The organism is Kribbella sp. NPDC051718, assembly GCF_040681515.1.
Classification (GTDB): domain Bacteria; phylum Actinomycetota; class Actinomycetes; order Propionibacteriales; family Kribbellaceae; genus Kribbella.
In genome coordinates this window covers 589425-607516 of the sequence record NZ_JBFAYZ010000001.1, presented here as the reverse complement: position 1 = coordinate 607516, position 18092 = coordinate 589425, and the positions used below count along the sequence as shown (strand labels likewise).

The window sequence follows — 18092 nt, the reverse complement described above, 5'->3', positions numbered from 1 at the left end:
CAACTAGACTGTCCGGCATGGTGCGATGGGAGCCGGGTGCGACGGATCGGCTGCGCGTCGCCGCGTTGGAGCTGTATGTCGAGCAGGGCTTCGAGCAGACGACGGTCGGCGAGATCGCCAAGAGCGTCGGCCTGACCGAGCGGACCTTCTTCCGGCACTTCGCGGACAAGAAGGAAGTCCTCTTCGGCGGTGAGGAGCAACTGCAACAGGCCTTCGTGACCGCGATCGCCGACGCCCCCGCCGGTCCGCCCCTCGAGCTGATCACCACAGCCCTGACCGAGACCGCCCAGTACTTCGGGCCGGAACGCCGCACCTGGTCGCGGCAGCGACAGCAGGTCATCCAGGCGAACCAGTCACTCAAAGAACGCGAACTCCTGAAGCTCGCCGGCCTCGCCACGGCACTCGCCGACGCACTCCGCGAGCGCGACATCGAAGACCCGGCGGCGACCCTCGCGGCAGAGACCTGCGTCACCGTCTTCGCCGTCGCCTTCGGGCAATGGATCACCGACGGTGAGACGCGGTCGCTGGCCGAGGTCGAGCGGGATATTTTGACTGAGTTCAGGACCCTCGCCTTGGAGACAGCCGAGCCGTAAATGGCAGCCCCCGTCAGCCTCTGGAAGATCGCGCCATCGGTTTATCTGCCGGCGCTGCTGTACGGCATCGGCTCGGGAGCGATCGCGCCGGTCGTCGCGCTGTCCGCGCTTCAGCTCGGCGCCCCGGTCGCGGTCGCCGGTCTTGTCGTCGCGGCTGCCGGCCTCGGTCAGGTGATCGGCGACATCCCGGCCGGCACGCTGGCGACCCGGGTCGGTGAGCGCCGGGCGATGGTGCTGGCCACGGTCCTGGTCACGGGAGCGCTGGTCGGCTGCCTGGTCGTACCGACGGTCTGGAGTCTGGCCATCGCGATCGCCTTGACCGGGGTCGCCGGAGCCGTTTGGAACCTGGCCCGTCAGGCCTACCTCAGCGAAGCGGTGCCGCTGAACATGCGGGCCCGGGCACTCTCGACCCTCGGCGGCGTCAGCCGGATCGGCTCGTTCATCGGCCCCTTCGTCGGCGCTTTTGCGATGAAGTTCCTCGGCACCGACGGCGCCTACTGGGTCCACCTGGTCGCCGCCGCGCTCGCCTGCGTCGTCCTGCTCAGCCTCCCCGACATCGAGTCCGTACGCCGCAAGCGCATGGCCAACCCAGTAGTCATGCAATCAACCGCCGCCGTCATCCGCGAGCATCTCCCGGTACTGCGAACGCTCGGCTCCGGCGCACTGCTCGTCGGCGCGGTCCGAGCCTCTCGTCAAGTCGTGATCCCGTTGTGGGCCGAACATCTCGGCCTGGATCCGCAGACCACCAGCATCATCTTCGGCATCTCCGGCGCCGTGGACATGCTGCTCTTCTATCCGGCCGGTTCGGTGATGGACCGCTTCGGCCGCAAGTGGGTCGCCGTACCGTCGATGTTCGTCCTCGGCCTGGCGCACCTGCTGCTGCCGCTGACCCACTCGGTCACGTCGCTGACGGCGGTCGCCCTGCTGATGGGAGTCGGCAACGGCCTGGGCGCCGGCGTGATCATGACGCTCGGCGCCGACGCCTCACCACCCGTCGGGAGGGCGCAGTTCCTCGGCGCGTTCAGGTTGTTCGCCGATGCGGGGAGTGGGGCTGGACCGTTCATGGTCGCCGCGGTCACTGCGGTGGCCGGGCTCGGGCCCGCAGTACTCTTCATGGGACTCGTCGGCTGGGGCGCCGCGACCGCGATGAACCGGTGGATCCCGGCCCGTCCGCAGGCGCCGGAGTAACCGATTTGGTCGTCGTGTCACCGGCGGTTACTCTTGACTCTGCCGAAGACCGCTGGTCGTTGCTCCCGGAGCAACTGAAAGTCCCATGAACTTCGTGGGCGGCCCGCGCAGGTGACAAGTAAGTGAGAGTCTGCATCTTCACGCCCTTGCGCCTGCGCAGGGGCGTTTTCGATTTTCTGGGTCTTGGCCGGTGCGGCGATAGAAGCCAACTCTGCTGAATTGCAGAGCGGAAGGAGACCCATGGCGAGGCCGGACAAGGCAGCCGACGTCGCGGAGCTGACTGAGAACTTCAGAAGCTCCGGCGCCGCTGTGCTGACCGAGTACCGCGGACTCACCGTGGCGCAGTTGCGGCAGTTGCGCACTACGCTCGGTGACGACGTGCACTACGCCGTGGTGAAGAACACGCTGACCAAGATCGCGGCCAAGGACGCGGGTGTGGAGTCGTTCGACTCCCTGCTCGAGGGTCCGTCGGCCATCGCCTTCATCAAGGGCGACCCGGTGGTCGCGGCCAAGGGGCTGCGTGACTTCGCCAAGGCCAATCCCCTTCTCGTCATCAAGGGCGGTGTGCTGGACGGCAAGGCACTCGGCTCCGACGAGATCACCAAGCTCGCTGACCTGGAGTCGCGTGAGGTTCTCCTCTCGAAGCTCGCAGGTGCGATGAAGGCGGCCCCGCAGCAAGCGGTGTCGCTGTTCGCTGCTCCGCTCGCACAGGCTGCCCGCCTGTTCGCGGCGCTGCAGGACAAGCTGCCGGCCGACGCCGCCCCCGTGGCGGACGAGGCTCCGGCCGCGGAGACGGTACAAGACACCGTCGACGCGCCTGCCGAGGCGAGCACCGAGGAGACCGCGTCAGCTGACAGCTGACACGTTCGATTCACTGCAGGACCCCAGTCAGTAATCACCTAGCAACACGTGAAGGAAGGACCGCCAAAATGGCGAAGCTCAGCACCGAAGAGCTGCTCGGTCAGTTCAAGGACCTCACCCTGCTCGAGCTCTCTGAGTTCGTGAAGGCCTTCGAGGAGGAGTTCGGCGTGACCGCCGCCGCTCCCGTCGCCGTCGCCGCCGCTGCGGGCGCCCCGGGCGCCCCGGCCGAAGAGGCCGCGGAGCAGGACGAGTTCGACGTCGTCCTGGAGTCGGCCGGCGACAAGAAGATCCAGGTCATCAAGGAGGTGCGTGGCCTCACGAGCCTCGGCCTGAAGGAGGCCAAGGACCTCGTCGAGAGCGCGCCGAAGGCCATCCTCGAGAAGGTCGACAAGGCTTCGGCCGAGAAGGCGAAGGAAGCCCTCGAGGGCGCCGGCGCCACCGTCACCCTCAAGTGACCTGTGCGGCCCAGCCGCACAACGAAGTGATACCAGTTGGAGGGCGGTCCTACGGGGCCGCCCTTCGGCACGTTCAGGGCGGGTCTAGGATTCCGAAGGTTCCGGTGCGTGACCAGAGTGTGACTCTTCGGTCGTGATCACTTGACAGACAGGGGTTACGCAAAAGCGTACTCGTGCGTAACCTAAGCAACCGCGCCCTCGTTGAACCGGCGAAAGCACGTCGGTCGGGGCTGCACGACGAACCCGTGAGGCATACCGACCTAGGAGGGCCAGGTGGGCGTAGAAGTCCGCGTCGAGGGACTGTCCAAGTCCTTCGGGAGCCAGCTGATCTGGGGAGACGTGTCCCTGACTCTGCCGGCCGGCGAGATCTGCGTCATGCTCGGCCCTTCCGGCACCGGGAAGTCCGTATTCCTGAAGACGCTGATCGGTCTGCTCAAGCCCGACAAGGGCCACGTGCACATCGAGGGCGTGGACATCGCCACCTGTTCGGAGCGTCAGCTCTACGAGATCCGCAAGCTGTTCGGCGTGCTGTTCCAGGACGGCGCGATGTTCGGTTCGATGAACCTGTACGACAACGTCGCCTTCCCGTTGCGCGAGCACACCAAGAAGTCCGAGTCCGAGGTCCGCTCCATCGTGATGGAGAAGATGGAGATGGTCGGCCTGGTCGGCGCGGAGAAGAAGCTCCCCGCCGAGATCTCGGGCGGCATGCGCAAGCGGGCCGGGCTGGCCCGCGCGCTGGTGCTCGAGCCGGAGATCCTGCTCTTCGACGAGCCCGACTCCGGTCTCGACCCGGTCCGGACGGCGTTCCTGAACCAGCTGATCATCGACCTGAACGAGATGACCCAGGCGACCTGCCTGATCGTCACCCACGACATCAACACGGCCCGGACGGTGCCGGACAACATCGGCCTGCTGTACCACCGGCACCTGGCCATGTTCGGCCCGCGCGAGATGCTGCTGTCCAGCGAGGAGCCTGTGGTCCGCCAGTTCCTGAACGCGCAGCGGATCGGCCCGATCGGCATGTCCGAGGAGAAGGACGCCGACGAGCTCGCGGCCGAGGCCGACCAGGAGCTGCCGCCGCTGCCCCCGATCCCGATCCAGCAACTGCCCAGTTCCGGCGTACTGCGGCCCACGCAGCGCCCGCCGGGCCAGTGGTGCGAGGACAACGGCGTGACCCCACCGCCCGGCTCCTTCGCGAGTGATGTGGTGACGACTTCGTGACCGTCGACGCCACCGCCCCGCTGAAGCACGCAGGATCGCTCTTCGCTTTCGCGCTCGACACCGCCAGGGCCTCGGTCCGGCGGCCGTTCCAGCTGCGCGAGTTCCTGCAGCAGGCGTGGTTCGTGGCGAGCGTGACGATCATCCCGACCGCGCTGGTCGCGATCCCGTTCGGCGCGGTGATCGCGCTGCAGGTCGGCGGGCTGATCAAGCAGTTCGGCGCGCAGGCCTTCACCGGTTCTGCCGCCGTACTGGCCGTTGTCCGTGAAGCGTCTCCGATCGCGACCGCGCTGCTGATCGCGGGCGCGGGCGGTTCGGCGATCTGCGCCGACCTCGGCGCGCGCAAGATCCGCGAAGAGCTCGACGCGATGATGGTGCTCGGCATCGACCCGATCCAGCGCCTGGTCGTCCCGCGGGTGCTGGCCACCATGCTGGTCGCGTTCTTCCTGAACGGTTTCGTCAGCGTGGTCGGCGTGATGGGCGGCTACGTCTTCAACGTCGTCCTCCAGGACGGCACGCCGGGTAGTTATATAGCCTCCTTCACCGCGCTCGCCCACCTGCCCGACCTCTGGCAGGGCCAGGCGAAGGCGCTGGTGTTCGGCTTCATCGCCGCGGTCGTCGCCTCTTACAAGGGCGTGAACGCCGGTGGCGGCCCGAAGGGCGTCGGCGACGCGGTGAACCAGTCCGTGGTGATCACCTTCATGCTGCTGTTCGTCGCGAACTTCTCGATGACGGCGATCTACTTCCAGCTCGTACCGCCGAAGGGGGCCTGACGATGTCTTCGATCGTCGACACCCTGGTCAAGAAGCCGCTCAACTCGCTCGACCGGCTCGGTGAGCAGCTCGCCTTCTACATCAAGGCGCTGGCCTGGTCCGGCAAGTCGGTCACCCGGTACCGCCGCGAGATCCTCCGGCTGCTGGCCGAGGTGACGCTGGGCACCGGCGCGCTCGCCGTGATCGGCGGCACCGTCGGCGTGATCACCTTCCTGGCCTTCTTCACCGGCACCGAGGTCGGCCTGCAGGGCTACTCGGCACTGAACCAGATCGGCACCTCGGCCTTCGCCGGCTTCGTCAGCGCGTACATCAACACCCGCGAGATCGGCCCGCTGATCGCCGGGATCGCACTGGCCGCGACCGTCGGTTGCGGCTTCACCGCCCAGCTCGGCGCGATGCGGATCAGCGAGGAGATCGACGCCCTCGAGGTGATGGCGGTCCCGTCCCTGCCGTACCTGGTCACCACCCGGATCATCGCCGGGCTGATCGCGGTCGTCCCGCTGTACGTCGTCGGGTTGCTGTCCTCGTACTTCGCCACCCGGCTGACCGTGACGACGTTCTACGGCCAGAGCACCGGGACGTACGACCATTACTTCCATCTGTTCTTACCACCGGGCGACGTGCTCTGGTCCTTCGGCAAGGTGCTGGTCTTCTCGGTCCTGGTGATCCTGGTGCACTGCTACCACGGGTACCACGCGACCGGCGGCCCGGCCGGCGTCGGCGTCGCGGTCGGCCGCGCGGTCCGGACCTCCATCGTCGTGATCAACGTCGTCGACCTGCTGTTGTCGATGGCGATCTGGGGCACCACGACCACCGTCAGGCTGGCGGGTTAGCGATGACCAGACGACTGCTCGGTACCACCTTCATCCTGATGCTCTGCTTCCTGCTCTGGCTGACCTACGCCTTCTACGCGAAGGTCTTCACCGCCACGGTCGACGTGAAGCTGGAGACCAGCCACATCGGCCTGCAGCTCAACCGGCACGCGGACGTGAAGCTGCGCGGCATCATCGTCGGCGAGGTCCGCGACGTCTCCACAGACGGCGACTTCGCCACCGTCGAACTGGCGCTGAAGCCCGACCAGGTGAAGGAGATCTCCAGCCAGGTCAGCGCGCGGATCCTGCCCAAGACGCTGTTCGGCGAGAAGTACGTGGCGCTGGTACCACCGCCCGGCCCCGAAGGTCGCGCGATCAAGGCCGGCGACACCATCTCCCGGGACAAGACCGCGGTCGGCATCGAGATCGAGAAGGTGCTGAACGACGCGCTGCCGCTGCTGCAAGCAGTCGACCCGGCCGACCTGAACGCGACGCTGAACACGCTGGCGACCGCGCTGGAGGGCCGCGGCACCGAGATCGCCGACACCCTGACCCAGCTCGACGGCTACCTGAAGAAGCTCAACCCGAACGTGCCGAACCTGATCGCGGCGCTGACCAAGCTGACCCAGGTCGCCAAGATCTACGGCGACGTCACGCCCGACCTGGCCCGCGCGCTGCGCAACCTGACCGTCACCGGCAACACGGTGGTGGAGAAGGAGAAGCAGTTGCAGACGTTCTTCACCGACGTGCAGACGCTGTCGACGACCGGCAACGCCTTCCTGAAGGAGAACGAGGACCGGGTGATCCGGCTCGGCGAGGTGAGCAAGCCGGTGCTGGACCTGCTCGAGCGGTACTCGCCGGAGTTCCCGTGCTTCCTCAAGGTGATGACCGACACCATCCCGACGTTGAGCGACACGTTCCGGGACGGCCGGCTGAACATCAACCTCGAGCTGATCACCAACCAGCCCACGCCGTACCAGCCGAACGAGACGCCGGTCTTCGGCGATCACCGCGGCCCGACCTGCGTCGGCCGCAACTACACGGTTCCTGGTGAGCACCCCGGCCCGTACACGCAGGACAACCCGGTGCCGTACGTGACCGGCGTGGACGGCGTGATCGGTGACCACGGCAAGACGACCCGCTTCCCGGTCAACCTGCAGCTCAACCGCGCGATGCCCGGCTTCGCCAGCGACACCGGCGGTGCCGGTACGCCGGCCGAGCAGAAGGTGATCGACGCCGTGGCCGGCCCCGCGATGGGCATCCCGGCCGATGACGTACCGGATCTGACAACCCTGATGCTGGGCCCCCTGATGCGCGGTGGGCAGGTGAACCTGAAATGAAGCTGCTGGACAAGAAGACCTCGTTCGACACCGTACGGCTGGCGATCTTCGTGGTCGTCACCACCGTGGCGACGGCGCTGCTGGCCGTGACGATCGGCAACATCAGTTTCAACGCGACCACGAAGTACCGGGCGGTTTTCACCGACGTGGTCGGGCTGAACAAGGGTGACGACATCCGGATCGCCGGCGTGCGGGTCGGGCAGGTCGACAAGATCGCGATCTACCAGGACAAACTGGCGATGGTGACCTTCAGCGTCGACTCCGGCCAGGTCCTCGACACCACGACGCACGCGACGATGCGCTACCGGAACCTGGTCGGCAACCGCTACATCGCGCTGACCGAGGGCGTCGGCGGCGGCACCCGGATGAAGAAGAACGGGATCATCGACAAGGACCGGACCGCGCCCGCGCTGGACCTGTCGGTGCTGTTCAACGGCTTCAAGCCGCTGTTCACCGCGCTCACCCCGAAGGACGTGAACCAGTTCGCGTTCGAGGTGATCAAGGTGCTGCAGGGTGAGGGCGGCACGATCGAGAGCCTGCTGGCCCGGACCGCCTCGCTGACCACCACGCTGGCCGACTCCGACCAGGTGATCGGCGACCTGATCACCAACCTGACCTCGACCCTGCAGATCGTCTCGCAGCGGCAGCAGAACTTCTCCCAGCTGCTGATCAACCTGCAGCAGTTCATCACCGGGCTGAGCCAGGACATCAACCCGATCCTCGGCTCGCTCGGCTCGATCAACTCGCTGAACACCAAGACGGCCGGCCTGCTGCAGCAGACCCGGGTGCCGCTGAAGGCGGATCTCGACCAGCTGCGCACGGTCTCGACCACGCTGGACGACACCCAGGCGATCTGGGTCAAGACCCTGCAGAACATGCCGAACAAGCTCGAGACGCTGACCCGGACCGCGTCGTACGGGTCCTGGTTCAACTTCTACCTGTGCGGCTTCGACGGCAATGTCACGCTGCCGCTGGGCGTCCGGATCCCGATCAGCCACGACGTCAACTCGGCGAGGTGCGCCAAGTGAAACCGTTCAGGGAACAGAACCAGGTCACCATCGGTGTGGTCGGCCTGACCGTGATCGGGCTGATCATGCTGGCCGCGTTCAAGGCGCAGGACCTGCCGCTGATCGGTGGCGGTACCAAGTACTCCGCGCAGTTCTCCGAGGCGGGTGGGCTCAAGCCGAACGACGAGATCCGGGTCGCCGGTGTCCGCGTCGGCCAGGTCCGCAAGGTCGAGCTCGAGGGCACCCACGTCCGGGTCGACTTCGTCGTCGACCGGGGCGTGAAGCTGGGCGACAAGACCGGCGCCGAGATGAAGATCAAGACGCTGCTCGGGCAGAAGTACCTGAAGCTCGACCCGGAGGGTGGGGGCGAGCTCAAGGAGGGCTCGGTGATCCCGCTGGCCCGGACCATCGCGGCGTACGACGTCGTCGACGCGTTCACCGACCTGGCCAACACCACCGAGCGGATCGACACCGCGCAGCTCGCGAAGGCGCTGGACACCTTGTCGGCGACCTTCAAAAACACCCCGGAAGAGGTCCAGGCCTCGCTGACCGGGCTGTCCCGGCTGTCCCGCAACGTGGCCAAGCGCGACGAGCAGCTGAAGCTGTTGCTGCAGCACTCCGACGTGGTCACCAAGGTCCTTGCCGACCGCAACCAGCAGCTGATCAAGCTGATGAAGGACGGCAACACCGTGTTCCAGGCGGTGCAGGCACGCCGAGCGCTGATCCACGAGCTGCTCGTCTCGACGCAGAAGCTGGCCGCGCAGGTCAGGGCGCTGGTGCAGGAGAACCGCAAGGACCTGGCGCCGACGCTGACCAAGGTCAACGCGGTCCTGGCGACGTTGCTGAAGAACCAGAACGCGCTGGACGCCAGCATCAAGGGGCTCGCGCCGTACGCACGGGTGTTCACCAACACGCTCGGTACCGGGCCGTGGTTCGACACCTATGTGCAGAACCTGGTGCCCGTACCGGAGATCCCGTTGCCGCAGCTCCCGATCCCGGGGCTGCCACCGATCCTCAGCGGACTGACCGGGGGTGCGGGCCGATGAAGGTCGCATCGTTGTCCCGGATGATCGCGTTCGGTGTCGTCATCGTGGTGCTCGCGGTCAGTGTCATCTCGTTGTGGCCGCACCCCGAGCGGGTGAGCGCGACGGCGTACTTCCCCCGCGCGGTCAGCGTCTACCCGGGGTCGGACGTCCGGATCCTCGGCATCAAGGTCGGCGAGATCGAGAGCGTGACGCCGGCCGGGCGCTCGGTCCGGGTGAAGTTCTGGTGGGAGGCCAAGCACAAGGTGCCGGCCGACGCGAAGGCGGTGATCGCGTCGCCGTCGATCGTCGCGGACCGCTACATCCAGCTCACCCCGGCGTACTCCAAGGGCGCCGTGATGGCCGACGGCGCGTCGATCCCGCTGGACCGTACGGCCGTACCGCTCGAGCTCGACCAGATCTACCAGAGCCTCAACGACCTGTCCGTCGCGCTCGGCCCGAAGGGTGCCAACGACCAAGGCGCGCTGTCGCGGCTGCTCGACGTCTCGGCGGCCAACCTCAACGGCCAGGGCAAGAAGCTCAACCAGACCATCACCGACGTGTCGACGCTGACGCAGACCTTGTCGAGCAACTCCAAGAGCCTGTTCAGCACGATCCGGCAGTTGCAGACCTTCGTCTCCGCGCTGGCCGCGAACGACGGCCTGGTGAAGCAGTTCAACGCGAACTTCGCGGGCGTCACGACCACGCTAGCCGGTGAACGCCAGGATCTCTCGGCCGCGCTGTCCACCCTGGCGGCGGCCCTTGGCGAGGTGGCGAACTTCGTCAAGGACAACCGGTCGCTGCTGAAGACGACGATCTCCGGCGCCACCGACGTCTCCCAGATCCTGGTCAAGGAGAAGGCCGCGCTCGCCGAGATCATCGACACCGCGCCGCTCGGCCTGGGCAACCTGGCCCGCGTCTACAACCCGCAGTTCGGCACGCTGGACCAGCGGATCAACCTGGCCCAGCTGGACGATCCGGCGACCTTCATCTGCTCGCTGCTGATCCAGGCGAACCAGCCGCTGTCGACCTGCTCGGCACTCAAGCCGGTCTTCAACGCGCTGCCGAAGCTCCCGCTGCTGAGCGCCATCACCGGCTCGGGCGGCCCAGCCGGTACGCCGTGGGCGCCGGCCCCGCAACCCAAGCTGCCCAGCCCCGACCCCGTCGACGACACGCTCGGCGGCCTGGTCCCGGGTGGTGGCCGATGAAGCGCCGTACCGGTCTGGTGGCGGGTGTGGTCGCGATGGCGACCCTGCTCAGCGGCTGCGACTTCAGCGTGTACTCCCTGCCGTTGCCGGGTGGCGCCAAGATCAAGGGGCCGTCGTACACGGTCACGGTGGAGTTCACCGACGTACTGGACCTGGTGCCGAAGTCGTCGGTGAAGGTCGACGACGTCACCGTCGGTACGGTCGAGAAGGTCTGGCTGGACGGGTACGTCGCCAAGGTCCGGGTCAAGCTGCCGAAGAGCCTGGACCTGCCCGACAACGCCCGCGCGACGATCCGCCAGACCAGCCTGCTGGGGGAGAAGTTCGTCTCGCTCGAGCAGCCGTCGGGGTCGGAGAAGCCGCACGGCAAGCTGGAGAACGGCGAGCTGATCCCGCTGTCCCGGACGACCAGCAACGTCGAGGTCGAAGAGGTCCTGTCGGCGCTCTCGCTGCTGCTCAACGGCGGCGGCGTGGCCCAGCTGCAGATCATCACGCAGGAGCTGAACAAGGCGCTGACCGGGAACGAGCCGGCCATCCGCAGCGTGCTGACCCAGCTGAACACCTTCGTCGGCACGCTGGACCAGAACAAGCAGAAGATCGTCACGGCGATCACCGCCGTCGACCAGCTGGCCAAACAGCTGAACGCGCAGAAGACGACGATCGCGACCGCGATCGACTCGCTGCCGAAGTCGATCGCCACCCTGGACAAGCAGCGCGCCGCGCTGGTCAAGACGCTGCAGGCACTGGCCACCCTGGGCGATACCGCGACGCGGGTGATCACCGAGTCGCAGAAGGACCTGGTCGCCAACCTGCAGTCGCTCTACCCGCTGCTGACCAAGCTCGCCGAGGCCGGTGAGAACCTGCCGAAGGCGCTCCAGCTGATGCTCACCTACCCGTTCCCGGACGCCGCGACCGGCGCGGTGAAGGGCGACTTCACCAACCTGAACATCACCCTCGACGTGAACACCCAGAAGGCGCTGCAGGGCCTGCTCGGGCTGAACCTGCCGAACGTCGGCCTCACCCTGCCGACCACCGAGGTCAGCCTGCCGCTGCACAACTCGCCGAAGTTCCCGACCACGAAGCCGACCGCCGGCGGCCTGCCGTCGCTGCCGATCCCGACCGGTGCGGGGACCACCTGCGTCACGATCCTCGGCCTGCCGGTCTGTACGCCGAAGCTCAACCGCGCCGGGTTCGATCCGGAGCTCGCGAAGGTCCTGATGCCGGGGGTGGCCAAGTGATCACCAGAACGGTCCGGATCCAGCTGATGGTGTTCCTGCTGATCACCCTGGTCGGCATCTCCTACGTCGGCGCCAAGTACGCCCAGGTCGACAAGCTGCTGTTCGACGACGACTACACCGTCAGCGCCAGCTTCGCCGAGTCGGGCGGGATCTTCTCCGGCGCCGAGGTGACGTACCGCGGCCAGCCGGTCGGCCGGGTCGGCGAGCTGAAGCTGCTGTCCGACGGCGTCGAGGTCAACCTCGACATCGACAAGAAGACCAAGATCCCGAACGACCTGCTCGCGGTCGTCGCCAACCGGTCCGCGATCGGCGAGCAGTACGTCGACCTGCAACCGCGCCGCGACGGCGGACCGTACCTGCAGAACAACTCCAAGATCAGCCGGCAGAACACCGCCCTGCCGATCGACACCACCGAGCTGCTGCTGAACCTGGACCAGCTGGTGAACTCGGTCGACAAGAACAGCCTGAAGACCACCGTCAAGGAGCTCGGCGACGCGCTCCGCGGCCGGGGCACCGACCTCCAGCGGATCATCGACAGCTCCGGCGCGCTGATCAGCGACGCCGACGCGAACATCCTGCAGACGATCAAGCTGATCAACGACGGCAACACCGTGCTCGCCACCCAGGTCGCCAGCGGGGACGCGATCAAAACCTGGGCGAAGAACCTGGCGCTGCTGTCCGACACCCTGGTCAGCTCGGACGCCAGCCTGCGGGCCGTGATCGACAACGGCTCGGCCGCGTCGACCCAGTTGACCGCGCTGATCCAGGAGAACAAGGCCGACATCGCGGTACTGCTCGGCAACCTGCTGACGGTGAGCGAGCTGACCGCGGTCCGGCTGGACGCGGTCGAGCAGCTGCTCGTGGTCTATCCGGCGGTTGCGATGGGCGGGTACGTCGTACCGGGCAAGGACCCAGGTACCGGGCATTACGACGCGCACTTCGGCCTGGTGCTCGGCTTCAGCCCGCCTGCTTGCCGGGCCGGGTACAACGGTACGGACAAGCGCGTTCCGCAGGACATCACCGACAAGGCGGCCAACACCAAGGCGAGCTGTACGGCGTCGCCGGGGTCGGGGATCAACGTCCGCGGGTCGCAGAACAAGCCGACGCCGTCGACGCGGTCGTCCGACGCCAACCGGATCGGGTATGGCGTCGGGTACGACCCGGCCACGGGCGCTGCCGGTGGTATCGGTGGAATGCCGTCGCTGGTGCTCGGCTCGACCGGAGGACAGGAAGAGATGCTCGGTAAGGACTCGTGGAAGGCCCTCATCCTCGGACCGGTGACCGGCAAGTGACCAGGCCGAAGGGACCGATGATCGTGGCCTGGGCGCTCAGCGTGCTCGTGCTGGTCGCCCTGGTCGGCGCGACGCTGTCGGTGGTCGCGTTGCGTGGGCAGGACGCTCGCAAGAGTGAGCGCGACGGGGCGATGAAGGCGGCCCGGCAGCTGGCGCTGGACTTCACGACGTACGACTACAGCACCTGGGACGCCGACGCGAAGCGGGTGCTGGACGACTCCACCGGACAGTTCAAGGAGGAGTTCAAGTCGGGCTCGGACTCGGTCAAGACCGAGGTGGTCGCGAACAAGGCGACCTCCAAGGGCGATGTGAAGGAGGCCGCGGTGGTGTCGAACGACAAGGACTCCGCACAGGTCCTGGTGATCGTGAACGCCGTCGTCACCAACACCGCCTCCAAGGACGGCGTCGAACGCAGGTACCGGATCAAGCTCGACCTGGTCCGCGAGAAGGACCGCTGGCTCACCGCCGACTTCCAGGTGGTCGGCTGATGCCCCGCAAGATCGCCGGCCAACGCCGCCGCCCCGAAACCACCCCCGAAGTCAACCCCCAAACCCCACCAATCAAACCAGTGACTCAGGCCACATCGGAGGCCCAGGAGGACCTGTCGAGTCGTCCGCAGGACCAGCCTGAGATCACGCTCAGTGACGAAAAGCCGGGTGTCGGTCCGTCCGATCGGCACGCCGGAGCTGCCGGCGAGCGAGTGCTCAGCGCCCCGGCAACCGGCGCCGCAGGCGCCGGGATCGCCAACGCGGGCCCGGCTGCGTTGGCTCCGACTGCGACTGCCAAAGCGGGCTCGGTTGCCTCCTCCGCCGCGTCCGCGACCGCGGAGCGGTCGCGGGTGGCGGTGGTGCTGTCTGCTGCTCTGGGGTTGCTCTTGGTGCTGATCCTGGCCCTCACCGGGGTTCTCGGGGTGAAGGCTTGGAAGGGGAAAGAGGCTGAGGATGCTCGGGATCAGGCGGTTGCGGCGGGGCGGAAAGCAGCGGAGACGGCGCTGAGTTACGACTACCGCACGCTCGACAAGAGCTTCGCGGCGGCGCGGGCGACGATGACGCCGGAGTTCGCCGGGCAGTTCGATGCGACCGCCAAGGTGGCCGGCGAGCTGGCCACCAAGACCAAGGCGACGGTCCGCGCCGAGGTCCGCGAGGTCGGCGTCCGCGACGGCGACGCGAACCGGGTCACGCTGATCATCTTCGTCAACCAGACGACCACCAGCACGATCACGAAGGGTAGTCCCCGGGTCGACCTGAACCGGACGAGATTCACAATGGTCCGAAACGGCGATCAATGGCTGGTCCAGGAGATCGCCGGACTGTAGTCTCTAAGTGACTCCGGAGAGGTCGTCCGGGCGGCTCGCAGGCTGGTTACCTGCTGGAGAACCCGGGTCGATTCTTGACGGAGTGGGTGGTCCGACGGCATAGTGTCGGACCCCATTGGACAGACTTGCCCAGATCGGGTAGCCTATTGCTTTGCGCTGCCTTTAACCGCACCCTTGTTCATCCTCAGAACTTGACGAGGGTCGTTTGGCATGCGCTCCCAGCACCGAAGTGCCGCTTCGAAGTTACTTTGCGAGCCCGTGGAAGGACGCCCCTTGGTCGCCTCGCGCAACCCCCAGTCCGACAGCACTACGAATGTTTCCGGCGCACCCCGTCGCATCTCCTTCGCGAAGATCTCCGAGCCTCTCGAGGTTCCGGATCTTCTTGCGTTGCAGGTGGACAGCTTTGACTGGCTGGTCGGAAACGAAACCTGGCAGGCCAGGGTGGCCGCCGCCGAGGCAGAGGGACGGACAGATCTGTCCTCCCCGTCCGGCCTCGAGGAGATCTTCGAGGAGATCTCCCCGATCGAGGACTTCAGCGGCACCATGTCGCTGTCGTTCCGCGACCACCGGTTCGAGCCCCCGAAGAACACGGTCGACGAGTGCAAGGAGCGTGACGTCACCTACTCGGCGCCGCTGTTCGTCACCGCCGAGTTCATGAACAACGAGACCGGCGAGATCAAGAGCCAGACCGTCTTCATGGGTGACTTCCCGTTGATGACGCGCAAGGGCACGTTCGTGATCAACGGCACCGAGCGTGTCGTCGTGTCCCAGCTGGTCCGCTCGCCCGGTGTGTACTTCGAGCGCACGCCGGACAAGACGTCGGACAAGGACATCTTCACCGCCAAGATCATCCCGTCGCGCGGTGCGTGGCTGGAGTTCGAGGTCGACAAGCGCGACATGGTGGGCGTGCGGCTGGACCGCAAGCGCAAGCAGAACGTCACCGTGCTGCTCAAGGCACTCGGCTGGACCGACGCGCAGATCCTCGAGGAGTTCGGCGAGTACGAGTCGATCCGGCTCACCCTGGAGAAGGACCACACCTCCGGCCAGGACGACGCGCTGCTCGACATCTACCGCAAGCTGCGCCCCGGCGAACCGCCGACGCGTGAGGCTGCCCAGGCGCTGCTGGACAACTACTACTTCAACGGCAAGCGCTACGACCTGGCCAAGGTCGGCCGGTACAAGATCAACAAGAAGCTCGGCCGCGACGAGACGCACGACACCGCGGTGCTGACGATCAACGACATCGTCGCCACCATCAAGTACCTGGTGGCGCTGCACGAGGGCAAGACCGAGCTGACCGCGCCGCAGGGCGAGATCGTCGTCGAAGAGGACGACATCGACCACTTCGGCAACCGCCGTCTGCGTACGGTCGGCGAGCTGATCCAGAACCAGCTCCGCACCGGCCTGGCCCGGATGGAGCGGGTGGTCCGCGAGCGGATGACGACCCAGGACGTCGAGGCGATCACGCCGCAGACCCTGATCAACATCCGTCCCGTGGTCGCCGCGCTGAAGGAGTTCTTCGGAACCTCCCAGCTGTCGCAGTTCATGGACCAGACGAACCCGATCGCAGGGCTCACCCACAAGCGCCGCCTGTCGGCACTTGGCCCGGGTGGTCTGTCGCGTGAGCGGGCCGGCTTCGAGGTTCGTGACGTGCACCCGTCGCACTACGGCCGGATGTGCCCGATCGAGACCCCGGAAGGCCCGAACATCGGTCTGATCGGCTCGCTCGCGACGTACGGCCGGGTGAACCCGTTCGGCTTCGTCGAGACGCCGTACCGCAAGGTCGTCGACGGCCGGGTCACCGACCAGGTCGACTACCTGACCGCGGACGAGGAGGACCGGTTCGTCATCGCTCAGGCCAACGCGGCACTGACCGACGACGACGCGTTCGCCGAGGACCGGGTGCTGGTTCGCCGGCGCCACGGTGAGGTCGAGCTCGTGCTGGTCGACGACGTGGACTACATGGACGTCTCGCCGCGCCAGATGGTGTCGGTCGCGACGGCGATGATCCCGTTCCTCGAGCACGACGACGCCAACCGCGCCCTGATGGGCTCCAACATGCAGCGCCAGGCCGTTCCGCTGATCACCGCGGACGCCCCCCTGGTCGGTACCGGCATGGAGTTCCGCGGAGCGGTCGACGCCGGTGACGTGCTGGTGTCGGAGAAGGCCGGCGTGATCAAGGAGGTCTCGGCCGATCTGATCGAGGTCGCCGCCGACGACGGCACGTACCAGACGTACCGGCTGCAGAAGTTCCGTCGCTCGAACCAGGGCACCTGCATCAACCAGCGTCCGCTGGTCGACGCCGGGCAGCGGGTCGAGGTCGGCTCGCCGCTGGCCGACGGTCCGTGCACCGACGAGGGCGAGATGGCTCTCGGCCGGAACCTGCTCGTGGCGTTCATGCCGTGGGAGGGTCACAACTACGAGGACGCGATCATCCTCAGCCAGCGCGTCGTGCAGCAGGACCTGCTGACCTCGATCCACATCGAGGAGCACGAGGTCGACGCCCGCGACACCAAGCTCGGCCCGGAGGAGATCACCCGCGACATCCCCAACGTCTCCGACGAGATGCTGGCGGACCTGGACGAGCGGGGCATCATCCGGATCGGCGCGGAGGTCACCACCGGTGACATCTTGGTCGGCAAGGTCACGCCCAAGGGTGAGACCGAGCTGACCCCGGAGGAGCGGCTGCTCCGGGCGATCTTCGGTGAGAAGGCGCGCGAGGTGCGCGACACCTCGCTGAAGGTGCCGCACGGTGAGAACGGAACCGTCATCGGGGTCCGCGTCTTCGACCGCGACAACGGCGACGAGCTGCCGCCGGGCGTGAACCAGCTGGTCCGCGTGTACGTCGCGCAGAAGCGCAAGATCTCCGTCGGTGACAAGCTCGCCGGACGCCACGGCAACAAGGGCGTCATCTCGAAGATCCTGCCGGTCGAGGACATGCCGTTCATGGAGGACGGCACCCAGGTCGACATCATCCTGAACCCGCTGGGCGTGCCCGGCCGGATGAACGTCGGTCAGGTGCTCGAGACCCACCTCGGCTGGGTTGCCAGCCGCGGCTGGAAGGTCGACCCGGACAGCCCCGAAGAGTGGGCCCAGCGACTGATCAAGATCGGCGCCGGCGAAGCCGAGCCGTTCACGAACGTCGCCACCCCCGTCTTCGACGGCGCGCGCGAGGAAGAGGTCACCGGCCTGCTCGGCTCGACCCTGCCGAACCGCGACGGCGACCGGATGGTCAACAGCACCGGCAAGGCCAACCTGTTCGACGGCCGCTCGGGTGAGCCTTTCCCGCAGCCGGTCGGCGTCGGCTACATGTACATGCTGAAGCTGCACCACCTGGTGGACGACAAGATCCACGCCCGCTCGACCGGTCCGTACTCGATGATCACGCAGCAGCCGCTGGGTGGTAAGGCGCAGTTCGGTGGTCAGCGGTTCGGCGAGATGGAGGTGTGGGCCCTCGAGGCCTACGGTGCCGCCTTCGCGCTGCAGGAGCTGCTGACGATCAAGTCGGACGACGTGGTCGGCCGGGTCAAGGTGTACGAAGCGATCGTCAAGGGCGAGAACATCCCGGAGCCGGGTATCCCGGAGTCGTTCAAGGTTCTCGTCAAGGAAATGCAGTCCCTGTGTCTGAACGTTGAGGTGCTCTCGTCCGACGGAAGCCGGGTCGAGATGCGCGACAGCGAAGAGGATGTCTTCCGCGCGGCGGAAGAACTGGGAATCGACCTGTCCCGGCGTGAGCCGAACAGCGTCGAGGAGGTCTGAGCGGGTTGCCGCTT

16 protein-coding genes are annotated in these 18092 nt (G+C 66.9%); all 16 read left to right on the top strand.

Annotation, left to right across the window (positions count from 1 at the left end; all coding sequences use genetic code 11):
• The first annotated feature begins 17 nt into the window (after positions 1–17).
• The 16 genes from AB0M15_RS02945 to rpoB all read left to right on the top strand — a co-directional run bounded on the left by AB0M15_RS02945 (position 18) and on the right by rpoB (position 18078).
• Positions 18–593 (top strand): TetR/AcrR family transcriptional regulator, encoded by a 576-nt coding sequence (locus tag AB0M15_RS02945; RefSeq protein ID WP_363813270.1) that lies wholly within the window; start codon positions 18–20, stop codon positions 591–593.
• A complete protein-coding gene (locus tag AB0M15_RS02940) occupies positions 594–1781 on the top strand; it encodes an MFS transporter (RefSeq protein ID WP_363813268.1) in 1188 nt (395 codons plus the stop codon).
• Between the two features lie 240 nt (positions 1782–2021).
• The gene (gene rplJ, locus AB0M15_RS02935) at positions 2022–2642 is read left to right on the top strand and encodes a 50S ribosomal protein L10 (protein ID WP_363813266.1); all 621 of its coding nucleotides are present in this window, start codon (positions 2022–2024) and stop codon (positions 2640–2642) included.
• A 68-nt stretch (positions 2643–2710) separates the two neighbouring features.
• Positions 2711–3097 carry a 50S ribosomal protein L7/L12 gene (gene rplL, locus AB0M15_RS02930; protein ID WP_328329457.1) on the top strand — a complete coding sequence of 129 codons (387 nt, stop codon included), beginning with the start codon at positions 2711–2713 and terminating at the stop codon, positions 3095–3097.
• Between the two features lie 273 nt (positions 3098–3370).
• Positions 3371–4318, top strand: coding sequence for an ATP-binding cassette domain-containing protein (locus AB0M15_RS02925; protein WP_363813264.1), 948 nt, complete (start codon positions 3371–3373; stop codon positions 4316–4318).
• Positions 4315–5088 carry an ABC transporter permease gene (locus AB0M15_RS02920; protein WP_343976361.1) on the top strand — a complete coding sequence of 258 codons (774 nt, stop codon included), beginning with the start codon at positions 4315–4317 and terminating at the stop codon, positions 5086–5088. The genes AB0M15_RS02925 and AB0M15_RS02920 overlap by 4 nt, the downstream gene beginning before the upstream one ends.
• Before the next feature lie 2 nt (positions 5089–5090).
• Positions 5091–5921 (top strand): ABC transporter permease, encoded by an 831-nt coding sequence (locus AB0M15_RS02915; RefSeq protein WP_343976364.1) that lies wholly within the window; start codon positions 5091–5093, stop codon positions 5919–5921.
• Between the two features lie 2 nt (positions 5922–5923).
• Positions 5924–7240: an MCE family protein gene (locus tag AB0M15_RS02910; protein WP_363813261.1), complete on the top strand. Its 1317-nt coding sequence runs from the start codon at positions 5924–5926 to the stop codon at positions 7238–7240.
• Positions 7237–8268, top strand: coding sequence for an MCE family protein (locus tag AB0M15_RS02905; protein WP_363813259.1), 1032 nt, complete (start codon positions 7237–7239; stop codon positions 8266–8268). Before AB0M15_RS02910 ends, AB0M15_RS02905 begins: the two co-directional genes overlap by 4 nt.
• Entirely contained in the window at positions 8265–9293 is a 1029-nt protein-coding gene (locus AB0M15_RS02900; RefSeq protein WP_363813257.1) for an MCE family protein, read from the top strand. Before AB0M15_RS02905 ends, AB0M15_RS02900 begins: the two co-directional genes overlap by 4 nt.
• Entirely contained in the window at positions 9290–10477 is a 1188-nt protein-coding gene (locus AB0M15_RS02895) for an MCE family protein (protein WP_363813255.1), read from the top strand. The genes AB0M15_RS02900 and AB0M15_RS02895 overlap by 4 nt, the downstream gene beginning before the upstream one ends.
• Positions 10474–11712 carry an MCE family protein gene (locus tag AB0M15_RS02890; protein WP_363813253.1) on the top strand — a complete coding sequence of 413 codons (1239 nt, stop codon included), beginning with the start codon at positions 10474–10476 and terminating at the stop codon, positions 11710–11712. The genes AB0M15_RS02895 and AB0M15_RS02890 overlap by 4 nt, the downstream gene beginning before the upstream one ends.
• Positions 11709–13004 carry an MlaD family protein gene (locus tag AB0M15_RS02885; RefSeq protein ID WP_363813251.1) on the top strand — a complete coding sequence of 432 codons (1296 nt, stop codon included), beginning with the start codon at positions 11709–11711 and terminating at the stop codon, positions 13002–13004. The genes AB0M15_RS02890 and AB0M15_RS02885 overlap by 4 nt, the downstream gene beginning before the upstream one ends.
• Positions 13001–13492 carry a hypothetical protein gene (locus AB0M15_RS02880; RefSeq protein ID WP_363813249.1) on the top strand — a complete coding sequence of 164 codons (492 nt, stop codon included), beginning with the start codon at positions 13001–13003 and terminating at the stop codon, positions 13490–13492. The genes AB0M15_RS02885 and AB0M15_RS02880 overlap by 4 nt, the downstream gene beginning before the upstream one ends.
• On the top strand, positions 13492–14319 hold the full coding sequence (locus AB0M15_RS02875) for a hypothetical protein (RefSeq protein ID WP_363813247.1): 828 nt from the start codon (positions 13492–13494) through the stop codon (positions 14317–14319). Before AB0M15_RS02880 ends, AB0M15_RS02875 begins: the two co-directional genes overlap by 1 nt.
• A gap of 273 nt (positions 14320–14592) precedes the next feature.
• A complete protein-coding gene (gene rpoB, locus AB0M15_RS02870) occupies positions 14593–18078 on the top strand; it encodes a DNA-directed RNA polymerase subunit beta (protein WP_343976856.1) in 3486 nt (1161 codons plus the stop codon).
• Positions 18079–18092: the final 14 nt, after the last annotated feature.

Coding starts and splice junctions, on each gene's coding strand:
- AB0M15_RS02945 (WP_363813270.1), top strand. CDS start 18: ATGGTGCGATGGGAGCCGGGTGCGACGGATCGGCTGCGCGTCGCCGCG.
- AB0M15_RS02875 (WP_363813247.1), top strand. CDS start 13,492: ATGCCCCGCAAGATCGCCGGCCAACGCCGCCGCCCCGAAACCACCCCC.
- AB0M15_RS02940 (WP_363813268.1), top strand. CDS start 594: ATGGCAGCCCCCGTCAGCCTCTGGAAGATCGCGCCATCGGTTTATCTG.
- AB0M15_RS02910 (WP_363813261.1), top strand. CDS start 5,924: ATGACCAGACGACTGCTCGGTACCACCTTCATCCTGATGCTCTGCTTC.
- AB0M15_RS02890 (WP_363813253.1), top strand. CDS start 10,474: ATGAAGCGCCGTACCGGTCTGGTGGCGGGTGTGGTCGCGATGGCGACC.
- AB0M15_RS02905 (WP_363813259.1), top strand. CDS start 7,237: ATGAAGCTGCTGGACAAGAAGACCTCGTTCGACACCGTACGGCTGGCG.
- AB0M15_RS02895 (WP_363813255.1), top strand. CDS start 9,290: ATGAAGGTCGCATCGTTGTCCCGGATGATCGCGTTCGGTGTCGTCATC.
- rplL (WP_328329457.1), top strand. CDS start 2,711: ATGGCGAAGCTCAGCACCGAAGAGCTGCTCGGTCAGTTCAAGGACCTC.
- AB0M15_RS02915 (WP_343976364.1), top strand. CDS start 5,091: ATGTCTTCGATCGTCGACACCCTGGTCAAGAAGCCGCTCAACTCGCTC.
- rplJ (WP_363813266.1), top strand. CDS start 2,022: ATGGCGAGGCCGGACAAGGCAGCCGACGTCGCGGAGCTGACTGAGAAC.